This is a genomic window from Pseudescherichia sp. L3, assembly GCF_024656065.1.
Classification (GTDB): Bacteria; Pseudomonadota; Gammaproteobacteria; order Enterobacterales; family Enterobacteriaceae; genus Pseudescherichia.
In genome coordinates this window covers 251,779-270,399 of the sequence record NZ_JANKYC010000003.1, presented here as the reverse complement: position 1 = coordinate 270,399, position 18,621 = coordinate 251,779, and the positions used below count along the sequence as shown (strand labels likewise).

Annotated in this window: 15 protein-coding genes and 3 pseudogenes; 7 read left to right on the top strand and 11 right to left on the bottom strand. The window is 55.8% G+C overall.

Features of this window, described 5'->3' with window-relative positions:
- The first annotated feature begins 160 nt into the window (after positions 1 to 160).
- Both xylA and xylB read left to right on the top strand, forming a co-directional pair.
- Positions 161 to 1,483 (top strand): xylose isomerase, encoded by a 1,323-nt coding sequence (gene xylA / locus NR795_RS16550; protein ID WP_222889265.1) that lies wholly within the window; start codon positions 161 to 163, stop codon positions 1,481 to 1,483.
- A 96-nt stretch (positions 1,484 to 1,579) separates the two neighbouring features.
- A complete protein-coding gene (gene xylB, locus NR795_RS16545) occupies positions 1,580 to 3,034 on the top strand; it encodes a xylulokinase (protein WP_257758778.1) in 1,455 nt (484 codons plus the stop codon).
- 38 nt (positions 3,035 to 3,072) lie between these two features.
- On the opposite strand, the gene NR795_RS16540 is transcribed toward xylB, so the two are convergent.
- Positions 3,073 to 4,065 (bottom strand): acyltransferase, encoded by a 993-nt coding sequence (locus NR795_RS16540; protein ID WP_257758777.1) that lies wholly within the window; start codon positions 4,063 to 4,065, stop codon positions 3,073 to 3,075.
- 93 nt (positions 4,066 to 4,158) lie between these two features.
- On the opposite strand from NR795_RS16540, the gene NR795_RS16535 reads away from it, so the two are divergent.
- From NR795_RS16535 to glyS, 3 genes are all read left to right on the top strand, one after another.
- Positions 4,159 to 4,461 carry a YsaB family lipoprotein gene (locus tag NR795_RS16535; protein WP_144818507.1) on the top strand — a complete coding sequence of 101 codons (303 nt, stop codon included), beginning with the start codon at positions 4,159 to 4,161 and terminating at the stop codon, positions 4,459 to 4,461.
- Between the two features lie 104 nt (positions 4,462 to 4,565).
- Positions 4,566 to 5,477, top strand: a complete 912-nt coding sequence (glyQ, locus tag NR795_RS16530; protein WP_042393986.1) for a glycine--tRNA ligase subunit alpha — start codon at positions 4,566 to 4,568, stop codon at positions 5,475 to 5,477.
- Positions 5,478 to 5,486: 9 nt separating this feature from the next.
- Positions 5,487 to 7,556: a glycine--tRNA ligase subunit beta gene (gene glyS, locus NR795_RS16525; RefSeq protein ID WP_257758776.1), complete on the top strand. Its 2,070-nt coding sequence runs from the start codon at positions 5,487 to 5,489 to the stop codon at positions 7,554 to 7,556.
- 79 nt (positions 7,557 to 7,635) lie between these two features.
- Here glyS and NR795_RS16520 read toward each other — a convergent pair whose 3' ends face one another.
- Positions 7,636 to 7,926 (bottom strand): HTH-type transcriptional regulator, encoded by a 291-nt coding sequence (locus tag NR795_RS16520; RefSeq protein ID WP_042393993.1) that lies wholly within the window; start codon positions 7,924 to 7,926, stop codon positions 7,636 to 7,638.
- A 381-nt stretch (positions 7,927 to 8,307) separates the two neighbouring features.
- On the opposite strand from NR795_RS16520, the gene NR795_RS16515 reads away from it, so the two are divergent.
- Entirely contained in the window at positions 8,308 to 9,018 is a 711-nt protein-coding gene (locus NR795_RS16515) for a DUF3053 domain-containing protein (RefSeq protein WP_103820452.1), read from the top strand.
- Between the two features lie 265 nt (positions 9,019 to 9,283).
- Complete coding sequence (gene cspA / locus NR795_RS16510; protein ID WP_042393997.1) at positions 9,284 to 9,496, top strand: RNA chaperone/antiterminator CspA; 213 nt, start codon at positions 9,284 to 9,286, stop codon at positions 9,494 to 9,496.
- A 73-nt stretch (positions 9,497 to 9,569) separates the two neighbouring features.
- Here the strand turns inward: cspA and NR795_RS16505 are convergent, their stop codons facing one another.
- From NR795_RS16505 to ghrB, 9 genes and pseudogenes are all read right to left on the bottom strand, one after another.
- Entirely contained in the window at positions 9,570 to 9,902 is a 333-nt protein-coding gene (locus NR795_RS16505) for a hypothetical protein (RefSeq protein ID WP_222889269.1), read from the bottom strand.
- A 52-nt stretch (positions 9,903 to 9,954) separates the two neighbouring features.
- Positions 9,955 to 10,293, bottom strand: a complete 339-nt coding sequence (locus NR795_RS16500; RefSeq protein WP_144818514.1) for a hypothetical protein — start codon at positions 10,291 to 10,293, stop codon at positions 9,955 to 9,957.
- 25 nt (positions 10,294 to 10,318) lie between these two features.
- Positions 10,319 to 11,503, bottom strand: a complete 1,185-nt coding sequence (locus NR795_RS16495) for an RHS repeat-associated core domain-containing protein (protein WP_308219187.1) — start codon at positions 11,501 to 11,503, stop codon at positions 10,319 to 10,321.
- Positions 11,504 to 11,552: 49 nt separating this feature from the next.
- Positions 11,553 to 11,990 (bottom strand): hypothetical protein, encoded by a 438-nt coding sequence (locus tag NR795_RS16490; RefSeq protein WP_257758775.1) that lies wholly within the window; start codon positions 11,988 to 11,990, stop codon positions 11,553 to 11,555.
- Between the two features lie 4 nt (positions 11,991 to 11,994).
- Positions 11,995 to 12,825: pseudogene (locus NR795_RS16485) on the bottom strand (RHS repeat-associated core domain-containing protein); the annotation flags it as partial.
- Between the two features lie 9 nt (positions 12,826 to 12,834).
- Positions 12,835 to 13,158: a hypothetical protein gene (locus NR795_RS16480; RefSeq protein ID WP_144818516.1), complete on the bottom strand. Its 324-nt coding sequence runs from the start codon at positions 13,156 to 13,158 to the stop codon at positions 12,835 to 12,837.
- A 4-nt stretch (positions 13,159 to 13,162) separates the two neighbouring features.
- A pseudogene (locus NR795_RS20740) lies at positions 13,163 to 13,444 on the bottom strand (HYD1 signature containing ADP-ribosyltransferase family protein); the annotation flags it as partial.
- Positions 13,445 to 13,468: 24 nt separating this feature from the next.
- Positions 13,469 to 17,292: pseudogene (locus tag NR795_RS16475) on the bottom strand (RHS repeat-associated core domain-containing protein); the annotation flags it as partial.
- Positions 17,293 to 17,646: 354 nt separating this feature from the next.
- Positions 17,647 to 18,621 (bottom strand): glyoxylate/hydroxypyruvate reductase GhrB, encoded by a 975-nt coding sequence (gene ghrB, locus NR795_RS16470; RefSeq protein ID WP_144817916.1) that lies wholly within the window; start codon positions 18,619 to 18,621, stop codon positions 17,647 to 17,649.

The window sequence follows — 18,621 nt, the reverse complement described above, 5'->3', positions numbered from 1 at the left end:
ATCTTATTTTAAGCCGCTAAATGAATATTTGAGAGCTAGCGCACGTTTGTGCATTCTCTCAATGGCAGTGTGAAATAACGTAATTGAGCAACGCCCGTTGAATATCCACTATTAATGCCACTGATACCCTCTGCCGCAGACATTGATTATGGAGCTGAATATGCAAGCCTATTTCGACCAACTTGACCGCGTTCGCTATGAAGGCCCGAAAACTGCCAACCCGTTGGCCTTTCGCCACTACAATCCGGACGAACTCGTGCTGGGCAAGCGCATGGAAGACCATCTGCGTTTTGCCGCCTGCTACTGGCACACCTTCTGCTGGACCGGGGCGGATATGTTTGGCGTCGGCGCGTTCGAGCGCCCGTGGCAGCAGGCTGGCGATGCGCTGGCGTTGGCAAAACGCAAAGCCGACGTGGCCTTTGAATTTTTCCACAAGCTCAACGTTCCCTACTACTGCTTCCATGATGTGGATGTCTCCCCGGAAGGCGCATCGCTGAAGGAGTATCTCAATAACTTTGCCACCATGACCGACATTCTGGCCGAGAAGCAGCAGCAGAGCGGCGTTAAGCTGCTGTGGGGCACGGCGAACTGCTTCACCCACCCACGCTACGGCGCGGGCGCGGCGACCAACCCGGACCCAGAGGTCTTTAGCTGGGCGGCAACCCAGGTGGTTACCGCCATGAACGCGACCCATAAGCTGGGTGGCGAAAACTACGTGCTGTGGGGCGGCCGGGAAGGGTACGAAACGCTGCTCAATACCGACCTGCGCCAGGAGCGGGAACAGATCGGCCGCTTTATGCAGATGGTGGTAGAACACAAACACAAAATCGGTTTCCAGGGCACGCTGCTGATCGAGCCGAAGCCGCAGGAGCCCACCAAGCATCAGTACGACTATGACGTGGCCACGGTCTACGGCTTCCTCAAGCAGTTCGGTCTTGAGAAAGAGATTAAGGTCAATATCGAGGCCAACCACGCCACGCTGGCCGGGCACTCCTTCCACCACGAAATCGCCTCCGCCATTGCGCTGGGCATTTTCGGCTCCGTGGATGCTAACCGCGGCGACATGCAGCTGGGCTGGGATACGGACCAGTTCCCGAACAGCGTCGAAGAGAACGCCCTGGTGATGTATGAGATTGTGAAGGCAGGGGGCTTTACCACCGGTGGCCTCAACTTTGATGCCAAAGTGCGCCGCCAGAGCACCGACAAATACGATCTGTTCTATGGTCATATTGGCGCGATGGACACCATGGCGCTGGCGCTGAAGGTGGCGGCGCGCATGATCGAAGACGGCGAGCTGGATAAGCGCGTGGCGAAGCGCTACGCGGGCTGGAATGGTGAGCTGGGCCAGCAGATCCTGAAAGGGCAGCTTACGCTGACCGAGCTGGCGAAGTACGCTGAGCAGCAGAACCTGGCCCCGCAGCACCAGAGCGGTCATCAGGAGCTGCTGGAGAACCTGGTCAACCACTATATTTTTGATAAGTAGTCAGTATCGCCGGGCGGCGCTGCGCTGGCCCGGCCTACAGATCCGTAGGCCCGGTAAGCATAGCGCCACCGGGCGTGTTCATTAAGGAATCCCGCTATGTATATCGGCATCGATCTGGGCACGTCGGGTGTAAAAGCCATTCTGCTGAACGAGCAGGGCGAGATGCTGGCTTCGCACACCGAGAAGCTTTCCGTCTCACGCCCGCATCCGCTCTGGTCAGAACAGGATCCCGAGCAGTGGTGGCTGGCAACAAATAGTGCATTGAAAGCGCTGGGACAGCAGCAGTCGCTTTCTGGCGTTAAGGCCATCGGCATTGCCGGGCAGATGCACGGCGCAACGCTGCTGGACCGCGACGACCGTATTTTGCGTCCGGCCATTCTATGGAACGACGGTCGCTGTGCAGAGGAGTGCGCTCTGCTGGAAGCGGCGGTACCTGACTCGCGGCAGCTCACCGGCAACCTGATGATGCCCGGCTTTACCGCACCCAAGCTGCTGTGGGTTAAACGCCACGAGCCAGAGGTGTTTGCCCAGGTGGCGAAGGTGCTGCTGCCGAAAGATTATTTACGTCTGCGCATGACCAGGGAGTACGCCAGCGATATGTCCGACGCGGCGGGAACGATGTGGCTGGACGTTGCCCAACGCGACTGGAGCGATGAGATGCTGGCCGCCTGCGGTCTCTCTCGGGATAACATGCCCGCCCTGTTTGAGGGTAGTGAGATCGCCGGCGCCCTGCTGCCGGAAGTTGCTGCCGGATGGGGAATGCCTGCCGTGCCGGTTGTGGCCGGGGGTGGAGATAACGCTGCGGGCGCGGTAGGCGTCGGTATGGCGGACGCGGGGCAGGCGATGCTCTCTCTGGGCACCTCTGGCGTCTACTTCGCGGTCAGCAACGGCTTTCTTAGCCGGCCCGAAAGCGCCGTACATAGCTTCTGCCATGCGCTGCCCAATCGCTGGCATCTGATGTCGGTAATGCTCAGCGCAGCGTCCTGTCTCGACTGGGCGGCGGCGCTCACCGGGCTGGGTTCGGTCTCTGCGCTGATTGCGGCGGCGGAGCAGGCGGACGAGCAGGCGGGCGATCTCTGGTTTTTACCCTATCTTTCCGGGGAGCGAACTCCGCACAACAACCCGCAGGCGAAGGGCGTGTTCTTTGGCCTGACGCATCAGCACGGACAGCGCGAGCTGGCCCGGGCGGTGCTGGAGGGGGTTGGCTATGCGCTGGCTGACGGGATGGATGCGGTACATGCCTGCGGCGTAACGCCGAAGAGCATCACCCTGATCGGCGGCGGGGCGCGCAGCGCTTACTGGCGGCAGATGCTGGCGGATATCAGCGGTCAGCAGCTTGACTACCGCACCGGCGGCGACGTCGGCCCGGCGCTAGGCGCGGCGCGGCTGGCGCAGATTGCCGTTAACCCCGAAACGCCGCTGGCGGATCTCCTCCCGCAGCTACCGCTGGAGCAGGCCCACCGCCCGGATGCAGACCGCCATCGGGCCTATGCCCCCCGGCGCGAGACCTTCCGCAAAATTTATCAGCAGTTACTACCGTTAATGTCCTGATCCCCAGGCCCGGCAAGCGTTAGCGCCGCCGGGCGTTATCAACTCACAAACCTGCGCGTATCTATTCGCTGTAACAGCATCGACAGCAGCAGGCTAATGACCACCGTCACGCTGAAAATCCACACGATATCCGCTACTGGCCAGGGCAGCTCGACGCCGCGGGTGCGCAGGGCGTGGATCACCAGTGCGTGAAAGCCGTAGATCCCCAGCGAATGCCGGGAAATCAGCCCCAGCCCCGGCAGCGGGCGCGTGTTAAGCCTGTTTTTCACCAGCGTCAGCAGCGAGACCGCGCAGATAAACACCATCGGGCCGCAGTAGACATACCAGGTATCGGCGAAGTCGCCGCGCCACTGTAGCTCATAGAGGGTGCCGCGCGCGATGATCGCCACCGCCACGACAAACAGCGCCGCACAGATCCAGCTGAGGTACTTTTTATCGGTGTCCATCATGCCGATAGCGCGGCCGAGCAGGCCGTAGAGCACGTAGTAAAAAGTATCCCCGGCGATATAGAGATTAACCGGCAGCCACTCCACGCCGCCCGCTTTCAGCGGCACGGTATTGGGGTTCGCCACAATCCCCAGCACCACCATCAGCGCCAGCAGCATCTTGCCGCTGACGCTTTTCACCTGAATCAGCGGCGAAACCAGGTAGATCACCACGATGGCGAAGAAAAACCACAGGTGGTAGAACACCGGCTTTTGCAGCAGGTTGCGCAGACTCAGTTCGCTGTTTATTGAGGTAAACAGCGTGATGTAGAGCAGGGCGACGGCGCTGTAGAAGAGCAGGCAGAGCGCGATACGCAAAAAGTGGCGCGGCTGGGCGCTGCGTTCGCCAAAGAAGAGGTAGCCGGAGATCATAAAGAAGAGCGGGACGCTGACCCGCGAGGCCGAGTTGAGCACGTTGGCGATATCCCAGTTGAGCAGGCTGATGCTCTGCGCATCGGTAATGTATCCGCTGGTGGTGTGGATCATCACCACCATTAAGCAGGCGATCCCGCGTAGGTTATCAATCCAGCTGATTTTTGACGCCATCCGACTCTCTTTCTCCTGCTGACAATGACAGAGCGATAACCATGTGTTATCTAATAGATAACATAACAGCCAGCTCATCCTGCGGGGATTAAAATGATGACAAAGTGTTGCATAACGGCGCTGATTTTTCTGCTTGTTGGCTGCGGTTCAACGCAGCAGGCCGCCGTGCAACCCGTTCCTCAGCCGAAGGTGAGCCCGGCCACCACCCTGAGCATGGAGCAGCTTTGCCGGGAGACCGCGGCGCAGCGTTACAATACCCGCGAGCAGAGCATTGCGGTCACCGGAATGGTGCAGTTTCAGGCCAGCTACGAAATGCGCGGCCTGACGCCGCGAGAAGAGCGTTTCGTCTGCGCATTCGATCCTGATGGACAATTTTTACACCTTTCCATGCGTTAGCAGGCCAATTTTCCCAAACAACCCCGTTTCGTACTGTATATCTTGCGGTCAATGGGTATACTGGCTGCTTCCTTTAAATCCACACGTATCCAGCACGAAATACTATGCAAAAGTTTGATACCCGGACCTTCCAGGGCCTGATCCTGACCTTACAGGATTACTGGGCTCGCCAGGGCTGCACCATTGTTCAACCGTTGGACATGGAAGTTGGCGCAGGCACCTCCCATCCTATGACCTGCCTGCGTGCGCTCGGCCCGGAGCCGATGGCCGCTGCCTACGTGCAGCCGTCACGCCGTCCGACCGATGGCCGCTATGGTGAAAACCCGAACCGCTTACAGCACTACTATCAGTTCCAGGTGGTTATCAAGCCGTCGCCGGACAACATTCAGGAGCTGTACCTCGGATCGCTGAAAGAGCTGGGTATGGATCCGACCATTCATGACATTCGCTTCGTCGAAGATAACTGGGAAAACCCGACGCTGGGTGCCTGGGGTCTCGGCTGGGAAGTGTGGCTGAACGGCATGGAAGTGACGCAGTTCACCTACTTCCAGCAGGTTGGCGGCCTGGAGTGTAAGCCGGTAACCGGTGAGATCACCTACGGCCTTGAGCGCCTGGCAATGTACATTCAGGGCGTGGACAGCGTTTACGACCTGGTGTGGAGCGACGGCCCGCTGGGGAAAACCACCTACGGCGACGTGTTCCACCAGAACGAAGTGGAGCAGTCCACCTATAACTTCGAACACGCCGACGTCGACTTCCTCTTCACCTGCTTCGAGCAGTATGAGAAAGAGGCTCAGCAGCTGCTGGCGCTGGAAAACCCGCTCCCGCTGCCTGCTTACGAACGTATTCTGAAGGCCGCCCACAGCTTCAACCTGCTGGACGCGCGTAAGGCCATCTCCGTGACGGAGCGTCAGCGCTACATTCTGCGCATTCGCACGCTGACCAAGGCCGTTGCCGAGGCTTACTATGCGTCCCGTGAAGCCCTTGGCTTCCCGATGTGCAACCGAAACAAATAAGAGGCGGCCATGTCTGAGAAAACTTTTCTGGTGGAGATTGGCACTGAAGAGCTGCCACCAAAAGCCCTGCGCAGCCTGGCAGAGTCTTTTGCTGCAAACGTTACTGCCGAGCTGGATGCAGCCGGCCTCACCCACGGCAGCGTAGAGTGGTTTGCCGCTCCGCGTCGTCTGGCGCTGAAAGTGGCTAACCTTGCTGCGGCTCAGCCGGATCGCGAAGTTGAAAAACGCGGCCCGGCGATCTCCCAGGCGTTTGACGCCGAGGGTAAACCGAGCAAAGCGGCAGAGGGCTGGGCGCGTGGCTGCGGTATCACCGTAGATCAGGCCGAGCGTCTGACCACGGATAAAGGCGAGTGGCTGCTCTATCGCGCCCATGTGAAAGGCGAGAGCGCGCAGGCGCTGCTGCCCAACATGATCGCCACCGCGCTGACCAAGCTGCCGATCCCAAAACTGATGCGCTGGGGTGCAAGCGACGTGCAGTTTGTCCGTCCGGTGCACACCGTGACCCTGCTGCTGGGCAGCGACGTCATTCCGGCAACCATCCTGGGCATCGACTCCGATCGCGTGATCCGCGGCCATCGCTTTATGGGCGAGCCAGAGTTCACCATCGACAATGCCGACCAGTATCCGCAGATCCTGCTGGAGCGCGGCAAGGTGATGGCCGACTACGAACAGCGCAAAGCCAAAATCAAAGCGGACGCCGAAGCGGCGGCGCGCCAGATTGGCGGCAACGCTGACCTGAGCGAAAGCCTGCTGGAAGAGGTTGCCTCGCTGGTAGAGTGGCCGGTGGTGCTGACCGCGACCTTCGAAGAGAAGTTCCTCGCCGTGCCGGCTGAGGCGCTGGTCTACACCATGAAGGGCGACCAGAAGTACTTCCCGGTCTACGCCAACGACGGCAAGCTGCTGCCGAACTTTATCTTCGTCTCCAACATTGAGTCGAAAGATCCGCAGCAGATCATCTCCGGTAACGAGAAGGTGGTGCGCCCGCGTCTGGCCGACGCCGAGTTCTTCTTCAATACCGACCGCAAGAAACGTCTTGAAGACCATCTGCCGCGCCTGCAAACCGTGCTGTTCCAGCAGCAGCTGGGTACCCTGCGCGACAAGACCGATCGCATCATGGCGCTCTCCGGCTGGATTGCCGCCCAGATTGGTGCTGATGTGGCTAACGCCGAGCGTGCGGGCCTGCTCTCTAAGTGCGACCTGATGACCAACATGGTGTTTGAGTTTACCGACACCCAGGGCGTAATGGGGATGCACTACGCGCGTCACGACGGCGAAGCCGAAGAGGTGGCCGTTGCCCTGAACGAGCAGTACCAGCCGCGCTTTGCTGGCGACGACCTGCCGTCTAACCTGGTGGCCTGTGCGGTCGCCATTGCCGATAAGATGGATACCCTGGCGGGCATCTTTGGCATCGGCCAGCATCCGAAAGGCGACAAAGATCCGTTTGCGCTGCGTCGTGCCGCGCTGGGCGTGCTGCGAATCATCGTTGAGAAGAACCTCAACCTCGATCTGCAAACCCTCACCGAGGAAGCGGTGCGCCTGTATGGCGACAAGCTGACCAACGCGAAGGTCGTGGATGACGTCATCGACTTTATGCTGGGCCGCTTCCGCGCCTGGTATCAGGACGAAGGCTACACCGTGGATACCATCCAGGCGGTGCTGGCGCGCCGTCCGACCCGTCCGGCAGACTTTGACGCCCGTATGAAGGCGGTCTCGCACTTCCGTACGCTGGACGCTGCTTCGGCGCTGGCAGCGGCGAACAAGCGTGTCTCCAATATCCTGGCGAAGTCAGATGAAACCCTGAACGAGCGCGTCAATGCGGCCACGCTGAAAGAGGCGGAAGAGATCGCCCTGGCGATGCAGGTCGTGGTACTGCGTGACAAGCTGGAGCCATACTTTGCAGAAGGCCGCTATCAGGAAGCGCTGGTTGAGCTGGCAGCGCTGCGCGAGCCGGTCGACGCCTTCTTTGAGAAGGTGATGGTGAACGTTGAGGATAAAGAGCTGCGTGTCAATCGCCTGACGATGCTGGAGAAACTGCGCGAGCTGTTCCTGCGCGTGGCGGATATCTCGCTGCTGCAGTAATCGTTCCCGGTTCGCAGAAACCAAAAACCCGCCTCTGGCGGGTTTATTTTTTTTATCAAACGGGTACAGCGGGCAAAAATCACTCCATCAGCTGACGGCTGAGACGTGGGTTTGCCTGAATCAATCGCATCAGTTTTAATTCGGTGGAGGAAGGTTTTACTCGTTTAGATTCCCACTCATGCACCATCGCTACGCTAACGCCCATCACTCGGGCAAAATCATCAATCTTCAGGCCGGTGCCCTTACGCAATTTCTCAAATTCGCTAAACGGATTCGGTTTTTGGATCTGACTTACTTTTCGAGATTCATCTTTAAAAACAATTTGTTCCAGGCTGCTAAGCAGCTCAATCATTGGATCTTTGTATTCCATCGAATACTCCTCATAAAACACACATCGAGGCCGTGAACAGCACAGAGAGATTTAAGAATAGCCGCTAAAAAATAACCCGGTGGTTGGATGAGAGAATTATTTGCCATACAAATCAATTTTACGCACCTTGCCTGCATAGTTATGTGACTTTTTACGACCTAACAGATTGATTTCTCTGCCTGCCTCTGCAGACGAAAATTTTTGTCAATGCTTTGCAAAAAAATCGCTAACTACCCCCGCCGCGTCTTTTCTCCCGACGCTGATTTTCCCCACAAGATTGCAACGAAAGGGGTATCTTGCGCGGCCCACCTGGACTATCCTTGTCAGCGTCAGGCACACGTGTGCCGGTGTGCGCTTTTTTTGGGTGAAAGGAGTAATAAAATGGCGACAGGAAAGTCCTGCTCTCGCTGGTTCGCGCCTCTTGCGGCGTTATTAATGGTAGTTAGCCTGAGTGGGTGTTTTGATAAAGAGGGCGATCAGCGCAAGGCGTTTATCGATTTTCTGCAAAATACAGCGATGCGTAGCGGTGAGCGACTCCCGACGCTGACTGCCGATCAGAAAAAGCAGTTCGGCCCCTTCGTGTCGGACTATGCCATTCTGTATGGCTACTCCCAGCAGGTGAACCAGGCGATGGATGCCGGTCTGCGTCCCGTAGTAGATAGCGTGAACGCCATCCGCGTCCCACAGGATTATATGACCCAGCGCGAGCCGCTGCGTCAGGCTAACGGCTCCCTGGGCGTGTTGAGCCAGCAGCTACAGAATGCCAAAGTGCAGGCCGATGCCTCTCGCTCTGCATTAAAACTGAACGATGACCTGAAACCGGTCTATGATCAGGTGTATGAGAAAGTCGTGACCCAGCCGGCTAACGCGTTACAGCCGCTGATCCCGGCGGCGCAGGTCTTTACCCAGCAGCTGGTACAGGTGGGTGATTTCATCGCCCAGCAGGAGGCGCAGGTGAGCTTTGTTGCCAACGGTATTCAGTTCCCGACCTCTCAGCAGGCCAGCCAGTATAATTCGCTGATTGGGCCGCTGGCTTCCCAGCATCAGGCGTTTACGCAGGCCTGGAGCGCGGCAGTGAACGCGACGCAGTAACACGCGTACGTTTTTGATGCCCCCGTCTGCGGGCGGGGGCATTGTAATGAATCGTAAGTAAAACAATTAGTGCTTGCCATGACGTCTGTAAAATGAGTTAATGCGTCATCGGTTTGATATACAGACCTTAAAGCAGTTTAGTAAAGCAGTCCCCTTCAAGAGTTATCATAGATACTCCTCGTAGTGAGCTCTCCTTTATCGCTTAAAAAATCTGTAAAGCACGCCATAGCGCCGGAAGGCACACTTAATTAAAAAGGTAATATCTATGTCTAACAAAATGACTGGTTTAGTAAAATGGTTTAACGCTGACAAAGGTTTCGGCTTCATCACTCCTGACGATGGCTCTAAAGACGTGTTCGTACACTTCTCTGCTATCCAGAACGATGGCTACAAATCTCTTGATGAAGGCCAGAAAGTATCCTTCACCATCGAAAGCGGCGCTAAAGGCCCGTCTGCTGGTAACGTTGTAAGCCTGTAAGCTTAACGTTTAAAGCACGATGTTAAAAAAACCCGCCTCGGCGGGTTTTTTGTTGTCTGCTCTGTTCTGGTTTTCACAGGTTGGCGTACTCTAAAATTTCCTCTCCCATCAGGATGCAGTCGGAAGAGAAGATCAGCCGCATTCTGTATCGCCCCTTATAGATGTATCCCCACGTTTCCAGCACATTAAGAAGCTGCTTTTCGTTAGCAGGATTTTTTATCTTCGCTAGCGGCGTAACCTTGTCATCAATGACGATACGATCGTCATTGTCGCGATAGAAAGCGAGAAGTTTGTGAGCCTCCTCTACAGCCTCGGTTTTACAGGTCAGCGATGAGCTTTCCATGGCGGCGTAGGTACTGCTTGTGGCTAAAAGGGAGATAAGTGATAAGAGTTGTATGTAGCGCATTTAGCGCACCCCTAAAGCCAGGGTTAATTTCTTTACCGGCTTTTATTTAAAACTAAAAATCAAGGAAGTTATCGTTTTTAGAGTAAAAATTTAATGCTTTGACAAATTCATCAAGTGAAGCTGAAGGTTTTTGCTCGACAACTGAATCAATAACGTCTGCAAACTGCTCACCTGAATATAAATAATGTAATTTTTTGTTTTTCACTATTTGAGGATATACTTCCTTGTCATTATCATCGACATCAGGGTAATCAGCAATGTAGTAATATCCATTAGCTTTTAAACCTTCATCCGCTTCACCATACAAGCAAAAATTATCATTACGTAAATCAATTACTTTCATGTAGGATACAATATCTGACAAGCTATATTGATTATCTTTATTTAACATATTTTATTACCTCAAAGTATTTTCATTATTTACAAGCTTTTCCTGTAGATCCGTCAAGCTTCCCTTGACGTCCCGGTTCACCGCCTCCCCACATGTCTCGACCGCCTTTTCCTGTGGGATGGTACAATGCATGATTAGATTTATGATCTAATCTATCAACCAAAACAAGCCTATTTGCATCCTCATGATGGTGACATGTAAACCCTGATGGACTGCCGCTTCTACTGACATTTTTCTGCCAATCGCCTAATTCAGGATGCCGACCTGATATATTACGTCTAAATGCTGGATCATTATTCATACTTTCAATTAAGGCATCATTGGCTCTTTTAAATTCAACCGAATCACTTGAGTATGTATTTGACGGATTAATATTATGATCAAAAAATATATTATATTTACCATTGTTGGGTCTATTTGCTAACCCCAGCGGATAGATCCAGGATAGTGGGTTCGGCGCATACTGATAAAGATTCAGCCCACCCGCCAGCCCAGTCGGGTCCTGCACGGTGAACCGTCCCACCTGCGGGTCGTAATACCTGAACAGATTACAGTGCAGTCCCGTTTCGCTGTCGGCGTACTGGCCGCTCCAGCAGAGGTTGCCCTGTTCATCCGTGACGTCCAGCGGGGCACCGTTCAGGTCGGTGCTGAACCAGCAGATGTCGCCCTGGCTGTCATTCCTGAGATGGTCGATACGCGCCAGCGGGCTGTAGGCTTCATTCGGGTCATAAACATAGGTCCGGCAGCGATCTTTCTGCTGCTCCTGCAACAGGCGGTAGCCCTGCCACAGGAAGCGGGTCTCTGACGTACCGCGCTGCGTGGTGACGGTTTTTCGGGTCCGACGGCCCAGGGCGTCATAGTGATACTGCGCTGTAAACCTGCCTTCCGGTCCTGTGCCTTCTGCCTTTATCAGCCGGTTTTCCGCATCATAGACATAATGCTGATCGCCCGTGGCGCTGCGGCGGCTGACAAGATTACCCCAGGTATCATATTTCATTACCCGGTGCTGCCAGTGCAGCAGGCGGTTATCGGTGATCGGCAGGGCAGGCAGGTTATCATCCGGCAGCAGGTTACCGGCGGCGTCATAGCGAAAATGTAAGGTGCTGTGCCCCCGACGGGCTTCATAATGTTTCAGCAGGCGGCCTTCGGCGTCGTAGCCGTACTGTATTTCACCCCGCAGGGTGTCGCTGACGCCTGCCAGCTCGCCCAACTCATCCCACTCAAGGTGCAGAGTCGACCATCTCTATTGACCATATAACTTATGGTATCAGTTCTAAACTTGCCGGGTCACAAGTATTAAATTTTATTTTTATGTTAGTAGTTGACTCTACAAGAACAGTATTCCGGTCACACTCGATAATATTAAAAAATGGATTTGATGTTTCTGAGTAAATGACCCAAATTAACTCTTTGCTCTCATCAAGATATGCGATAAATCCTTCTGAACCATAACTACCCTCGCCAACACAACAATAACAGCCATTGGATAATTTGATGCTCATTATTATATCAATGGATGTAACTTCCTCTTTATTATTTTTATAATAATCAGTAAAATCAAAGACATTTCCTTTTTCTACATTTGGAGCGGGGTAAGATGTAATCTTATAAGAGATAGCACTTCCATCACAAAAATAAATGGCATCCTTTATTGGAAGGATCTCCCGACCCCATAATTCCGATATAATATTTTTCATTTATTTATCCACATGTTGTTGGGCGCGTACTTAAACCTTCATCTGGGACAACTCCACCAGCTTTGATGTTTCGGCGATCGCTAAATCTTTGCTGGAATTTTTCCCACCATGTTTTTCCTGTAGAAGAATTTGGATGAGGTGAGTAGGGATCAACTATAGTAACTTTGACCTTATCTAAATCTGCTTCTAAGGCTGCATCTAATCGCCTGTTGTCGTAAGTAACTAGTTGACCGTTAACATCAACAACATTTAACGGCGATCTATTCCAGTCCCACTGACCATTTCTCATCATTTCAGCATAATCGTTAGCTGAAATGGTCCTCTGTGAAAAATTGATATAATTTGGGTTGACCCACTCACCTGTCAATCCCCACGGATCAATCCACCCCAGCGGATTCGGCGCATACTGATAAAGATTCAGCCCACCCGCAAGCCCAATCGGGTCCTGCACCGTGAAACGTCCCACCTGCGGGTCGTAATACCTGAACAGATTATAGTGCAGTCCCGTCTCGCTGTCGGCGTACTGTCCGGCGTAGCGCAGCGGCTGATGGTCCGGGGTGGTAGCCTGCAACAGCCGTGAGAAGCCGTCGCTCTGATACCGCACCTCGCCGAAGCTGCCGTACTGGCCGCTCCAGCAGATGCTGCCCTGTTCATCCGTGACGTCCAGCGGGGCACCGTTCAGGTCGGTGCTGAACCAGCAGATGTCGCCCTGGCTGTCATTCCTGAGATGGTCGATACGCGCCAGCGAGCTGTAGGCTTCGTTCGGATCATAAACATAGGTCCGGCAGCGATCTTTTTCCTGCTCCTGCAACAGGCGACAGCCCTGCCACAGGAAGGGCTTTAATTATTCATCTGAAGAATTCACTCTTTCAAGTATCTCATCTTGTGTTTTCCCATATGGGGGAAGCCATAAAGTAATGTCGTTTTCTATAAAAGTATCGTACTCATCAGGAGGTAATTTATTTTCTAAATCTTGATAAAGATACTTTCTTACTTTAGATAGTTTATCTAAAACATTTCTTTCATTAAAAAAAAGCAATAGCGCTGAGGCTTCTTCTTTTTTATTCATATCAAAGCTGGAGCCAATTTTGTCTATTACTACAACAATCTCCTCCATGAATCTCACTATTTCTTTTAGTTCCTCTGTATGTTGTAATTCTTTTTTCATATTCTTAGCATCTCTTTTTGAATGTGGTTGTTTTTTTGTCTAGCTTGACGCTGCCTTTTATCTTGTATTCCTCTACGCCTAAGTTATTCTTCCTGAATTCGACAAGGTTATCATCAATATTAAATTCAATGTAATTTCTGGCATGGCTTTGCTTAATTTTAAACTTATCCGCGGCATCAGCCATACTCAATGGTTTGCCTTTGGCTTTAGTTGCAAATACAGCATTTTGATCTCCTGCCTTAATAATCATCGTTTGTTTTATACCAGAAAATCCTAGGTTACTTGTATAATGTCTCAAACGAATAATATCAAGGCCACAAGGGTCGATCCAGGATAGTGGATTCGGCGCATACGTATAGAAGTTTAATCCGCCTTTTAACCCAATCGGGTCCTGCACCGTGAAGCGTCCCACCTGCGGGTCGTAATACCTGAACAGATTATAGTGCAGCCCCGTCTCGCTGTCGGCGTACTGTCCGGCGTAGCGCAGCGGCTGATGATACAGGATTCCGTTCTGCAACAGCCGTGAGAAGCCGTCGCTCTGATACCGCACCTCGCCGAAGCTGCCGTACTGGCCGCTCCAGCAGATGCTGCCCTGTTCATCCGTGACGTCCAGCGGGGCACCGTTCAGGTCGGTGCTGAACCAGCAGATGTCGCCCTGGCTGTCATTCCTGAGATGGTCGATACGCGCCAGCGGGCTGTAGGCTTCGTTCGGATCATAAACATAGGTCCGGCAGCGATCTTTCTGCTGCTCCTGCAGCAGGCGGTAGCCCTGCCACAGGAAGCGGGTTTCTGACGTACCGCGCTGCGTGGTGACGGTTTTTCGGGTCCGACGGCCCAGCGCATCATAGTGATACTGTGCCGTAAACCTGCCTTCCGGGCCGGTGCCTTCTGCCTTTATCAGCCGGTTTTCCGCATCATAGACATAATGCTGATCGCCCGTGGCGCTGCGGCGGCTGACAAGATTACCCCAGGTATCATATTTCATTACCCGGTGCTGCCAGTGCAGCAGGCGGTTACCGGTGACCGGCAGTGCAGGCAGGTCATCATCCGGCAGCAGGTTACCGGCGGCGTCATAGCGAAAATGTAAGGTGCTGTGCCCCTGACGGGCTTCATAGTGTTTCAGCAGGCGGCCTTCGGCGTCGTAACCGTACTGTATTTCACCCCGCAGGGTGTCGCTGACGCCTGCCAGCTCGCCGCGTCCGGTATAGCGATAAAGACGCTCCAGCATCGCCTGTTCCGGCAGCGTGACGTCGGGAAGCCGTGCGCTGCGTTGCAGGCTGCGTCTGCCGAGTCTGTCATACTCCCGCTGCTGGGTGCGTACACCCTGGCTGCGTTCGGTTTCCCGGTGCAGGCGGTCACGGGTGAAGTCGCTGATGGTCTGCTGGTTAAAGCGGACGGCGCTGACGTGGCCGGAGCCGTAATGCAGCCATGACAGCCGCTGCCCGCCGGGAAGGGTAAGGGCGGTCAGGTTACCCAGCGCGTCACAGACATAGTGCAGCTCACCGTTCACGCCGTGTTCACCGAGCAGGTTTCCCGCAGCGTCATAGGTAAACTGAATCTCATCCTCACTGACACCCCGTGCCATGCCGTCGGCTGTTGGCGTGCGCAGCAGGCCGGTAAGCTGCCCGTTCTGGTTACGCCGGTAGCGGTATCCGGCATCACGGGTGGTCCGTGCAGTAAGCAGGCCGCTGCTGTCATAGCCGAACTGCTGCCACCGACGACCAGCCCCGCCGTCGGCGGCAGGGCTGCCGCGCTCTTCAAGCGCAGTGAGAAAACCCCGCTCGTCCCACTGCATCAGCCGTGATGTCTCATCCGGCCGGATCTCGCTCAGCGGGTGGCCCGTGGCGTCATAAGTAAAGCGGTATTCAGCGCCGTTGCCGTTCTCCAGCCGTAACAGATTGCCACGCGGATCGTAGTGCCAGCGGCGGGTATGCCCGGTACGGTCGGTGAAGCTGACGGGCAGGCCCAGGACGTTATACGCCTGGCGCACCTCGCTCTCCAGCGGATCGCGCCAGCCCGTGAGCTGTCCGCGTCTGTTCCATATCAGCGATTCGCGGCTGCCGTCGGGGTGAATAACGCCGCTGAGCTGCCCGGCCGCGTTCCATTCCCGGCGGGTGATGTGACCTTCGGCATCCTCGCTGCGGACAAGCTGCCCGAAACGATCGTACTCAAATTGCGTGACGCTGCCGGCGCAGTCGGTGCGGCCTGTCAGCAGCCCCTGATGGTTCCACTGCAGCTGAACCACGCCGCCGGAGGCATCGGTGATGCTGTCCGCCAGAGGATCGTTATCGTCCGGGTAGTGGTATGTGGTGCGGTGTCCACCGGGATCGGTTTCGCACTCCAGCCGCCCCCGCAGATCATATGCCGCCTGCGAGGCGGTCTGGTCAGGATAAACGATGCGGGTCAGGCAGCCGGTCTGGCGGTACCAGTGGTACGCTGTGGTCCGTCCTTCCGGGTCGGTCTCCTGCGTCAGGCGTCCGTACCTGTCCCATACGCTGCGGCGAATGGCTCCGCCGGGAAGAATGACGTCTGTGAGCTCCCCGTCGCGGTAGACAAAGGCGGTCCGGCGTCCTTCAAAATCCGTATAGCTGGCGACGTTGTCATCGTCATCAACCAGCCAGTGCGCCTGTGCACCATCGTCCCGGATGACCCGGCGTCTGCCGCTCTCAACGTCATAATCCAGCGTCAGCTGTTCGCCGCCGCTGTGCCGGAAGGTCACCACGCGGGGCAGGCCTGCAAGAGTCTGCCAGCGGTACTCGCTCAGCAGGCCGTTTGCATCCTCATGGGCAGTCATCAGGCCATCCTGCCAGCAAAACCGTCTGCGCACGCTACCGCCCCGGCCCGTCACGGTGACGAGCTGGCCCTCAGCGTCATAAGCATAACTGACCAGGCAGATCTCATCATCCAGCCAGGCGCTGTCAAGACGCCCGCCCTGATAACGGCACACCACGCGCTGACCGGCGCTGTCGGTCAGGGCATATAACGTCCGATCGGCGTTCCACCCGAACAGAATATCGTTGCCGCAGGGCGCTGAAATGCGCCGGAGCAGAGCACGTTCATCCGGTTTGAAGGGGGCATAGTGCCAGCGCTCGCCGCTGGTATCATACACCGACCAGGTATCGTCCTGATGATGTTCCAGCCAGCGCTTTTCGGCTTGACAGTAGACGCGCTGGCCCTCCGGCACCCCCGGGAAGGAGATACAGTCCCCCGACGGCGCGCGCCACACCAGCCCGTCACCGTAGCGTTCAAGGGAGGTTTCCCAGAACAGGCTCCAGCCACGACCCAGCACGCTGTCGCCAGGGTTACCGCTGCGCCAGCAGCGCTGCCAGCGTACCGGCAGGCGGGAAGGGAGGGTAAAATCCAGCTCGTCATCACCACAGAGAAATTTTTGTCCGCTGACGATATCCACCGGGCGGGCGATAATGCCCACCGCGGCGACACCGGCCATCAGCTGTCCGGCACGACAGGCGATGCGCGCCAGTTTGTTAATACCCGGCAGTTTACTCAGCAGGCTGCCCAGCGCACCGGCTTCCCCGCCAGCGCCACCGGCTCCCCCGAGCAGTCCGGCGAACAGCAGCGTCAGATCCGAGGCTTTGTATAATCCGTCCGGGACCTCAGCCTGCACGGGCAGGGTCTGCTCTGAGGCACCGCCAATCAGCACACTGGGCGAGCCGGAGATGATGGTCGCCCCGCAGGTAGTCCGGTCCCCCAGGCGTGCAGCAGGCAGGCCGTTGATGTAGACCCGTGACGATCCTTCGGCCAGGTGCTGAGCGCCATCCTCCTGACAGGAGACCAGACTGGCGGTGGCCACTGCGGCAGGCCTGCCGTTGATGAAGACATTGGGTGAGCCGGTAGTGATGACGCCCTGCTGCGTCATGCTCCCGGCTCCGCCCTCTGCCAGCGAGTCCCTTGCCGCCGTTGCCAGCTCACCGGTAAGCCAGCCCACAGCAACGCTGACCCCGACAAGCAGCACGCCCACGCCCAGGCAGGACGCGCCCATTCCGGCAATAAACAGCGCCCCTGCGGCAAGGCCTCCCGCTGCGGCAATAAATCCACTCACAACGGTACCGGCCATCATCCGGCCAGGGCGGCGGAGTGACCGATGTCATCCCCAACGCGTGCGGCTGCAAACATAACAACTCTCCCTGTTGTCAGGCGTGAAGACGAAAGCTTTTGAGCAGGTGGATGTAAGCAGCCAGGGCTTCGTTTGCATCAAGGCTATCTGTCGCGCGTCCTAACGTATGTTCCAGATAAATAGGGTTCTCTAATGCTCAGGCATTAAATACTTCAGGCAGAACATGTCAATTGACGAGGCGGGATAACGCGCTATTAATTTGATTTAGGGCAGGGTTGCTGTTGAAATTTAAAAATTCAGACAGCTATGGGTCATTTAAAAACAGGGTGAAGGTATATGACTGATTTTTAGAGGAATCGTTAATAAAGGCGAAAAAAATCCACGCCGAAGCATGGATTTTTGTTGTCTGCGATTTACTTCGCTATCTGTGGATTCACGCAGTTTTTCTCTACCTTGCCGTTGAGGGCGTCGATCAGGTTGTCGACGGCGCAGGCGGCCATGTTGTAGCGCGTCTCGTGCGTTGCCGAGCCGATATGGGGCAGGGCAACGACGTTCGGCAGGCTCAGCAGCGGCGAATCCACCGGCAGCGGCTCCTGCTCAAAGACGTCCAGCCCGGCGGCGTGGATCTCACCGCTTTTCAGCGCCGCAATCAGCGCCTGCTCATCTACCACCGGACCACGGCCCGCGTTAATAAAGATGGCGGACGACTTCATCTTCTTGAACTGCTCTGCGCCAATCATATGGTGCGTCTCGTCGGTCAGCGGCAGCACCACGCAAACGTAGTCTGACTCCTGCAGCAACGTGTCGATATCGCAGTAGCGGGCCTGGAAACGCTCTTCCGCCTCGCTGTGATGACGGCGGGCGTTATAGAGGATCGGCATGCCGAAACCAAAGTGTGCCCGCTGCGCCAGCGCCAGCCCGATGCGGCCCATGCCGATGATGCCCAGCGTTTTGTGATGCACGTCGATACCGAACCAGTCCGGGCCAATACCCTGTTTCCATTCGCCTGCTTTCACTCGCTCCGCCACCTCCACCACGCGGCGGGCGGTGCTGAGAACCAGCGCCATCATGGTATCGGCAACCGTCTCCGTCAGCACGGTAGGGGTGTGCATCAGGAAAATGCCCCGCGCGTTCAGGGCATCAACGTCGAACTGATCGTAGCCAACCGACACGGTGGAGGCGGCACGCAGCTTCGGCATCTTTTCCAGCAGCGCCGCGTCCACTTTCTCACTCGAACCCAGCAAGCCCTCTGCATCTGCAAACGCCTCCGCGTTTTTTTGTACCGTCTCCGGGTCGAGATTGTCGACCTGGGTGACGGTAAAGTGGTCTTCCAGACGCTGATGCAGATCGTCAGGCAGTGCTTTGTACAGGATGATGGACGGCTTCAT

Bases quoted from the DNA above. Each gene is read 5' to 3' on its own strand.
- xylA (WP_222889265.1), top strand. From the start codon at position 161: ATGCAAGCCTATTTCGACCAACTTGACCGCGTTCGCTATGAAGGCCCG.
- xylB (WP_257758778.1), top strand. From the start codon at position 1,580: ATGTATATCGGCATCGATCTGGGCACGTCGGGTGTAAAAGCCATTCTG.
- NR795_RS16540 (WP_257758777.1), bottom strand. From the start codon at position 4,065: ATGGCGTCAAAAATCAGCTGGATTGATAACCTACGCGGGATCGCCTGC.
- NR795_RS16535 (WP_144818507.1), top strand. From the start codon at position 4,159: ATGATGACAAAGTGTTGCATAACGGCGCTGATTTTTCTGCTTGTTGGC.
- glyQ (WP_042393986.1), top strand. From the start codon at position 4,566: ATGCAAAAGTTTGATACCCGGACCTTCCAGGGCCTGATCCTGACCTTA.
- glyS (WP_257758776.1), top strand. From the start codon at position 5,487: ATGTCTGAGAAAACTTTTCTGGTGGAGATTGGCACTGAAGAGCTGCCA.
- NR795_RS16520 (WP_042393993.1), bottom strand. From the start codon at position 7,926: ATGGAATACAAAGATCCAATGATTGAGCTGCTTAGCAGCCTGGAACAA.
- NR795_RS16515 (WP_103820452.1), top strand. From the start codon at position 8,308: ATGGCGACAGGAAAGTCCTGCTCTCGCTGGTTCGCGCCTCTTGCGGCG.
- cspA (WP_042393997.1), top strand. From the start codon at position 9,284: ATGTCTAACAAAATGACTGGTTTAGTAAAATGGTTTAACGCTGACAAA.
- NR795_RS16505 (WP_222889269.1), bottom strand. From the start codon at position 9,902: ATGCGCTACATACAACTCTTATCACTTATCTCCCTTTTAGCCACAAGC.
- NR795_RS16500 (WP_144818514.1), bottom strand. From the start codon at position 10,293: ATGTTAAATAAAGATAATCAATATAGCTTGTCAGATATTGTATCCTAC.
- NR795_RS16490 (WP_257758775.1), bottom strand. From the start codon at position 11,990: ATGAAAAATATTATATCGGAATTATGGGGTCGGGAGATCCTTCCAATA.
- NR795_RS16480 (WP_144818516.1), bottom strand. From the start codon at position 13,158: ATGAAAAAAGAATTACAACATACAGAGGAACTAAAAGAAATAGTGAGA.
- ghrB (WP_144817916.1), bottom strand. From the start codon at position 18,621: ATGAAGCCGTCCATCATCCTGTACAAAGCACTGCCTGACGATCTGCAT.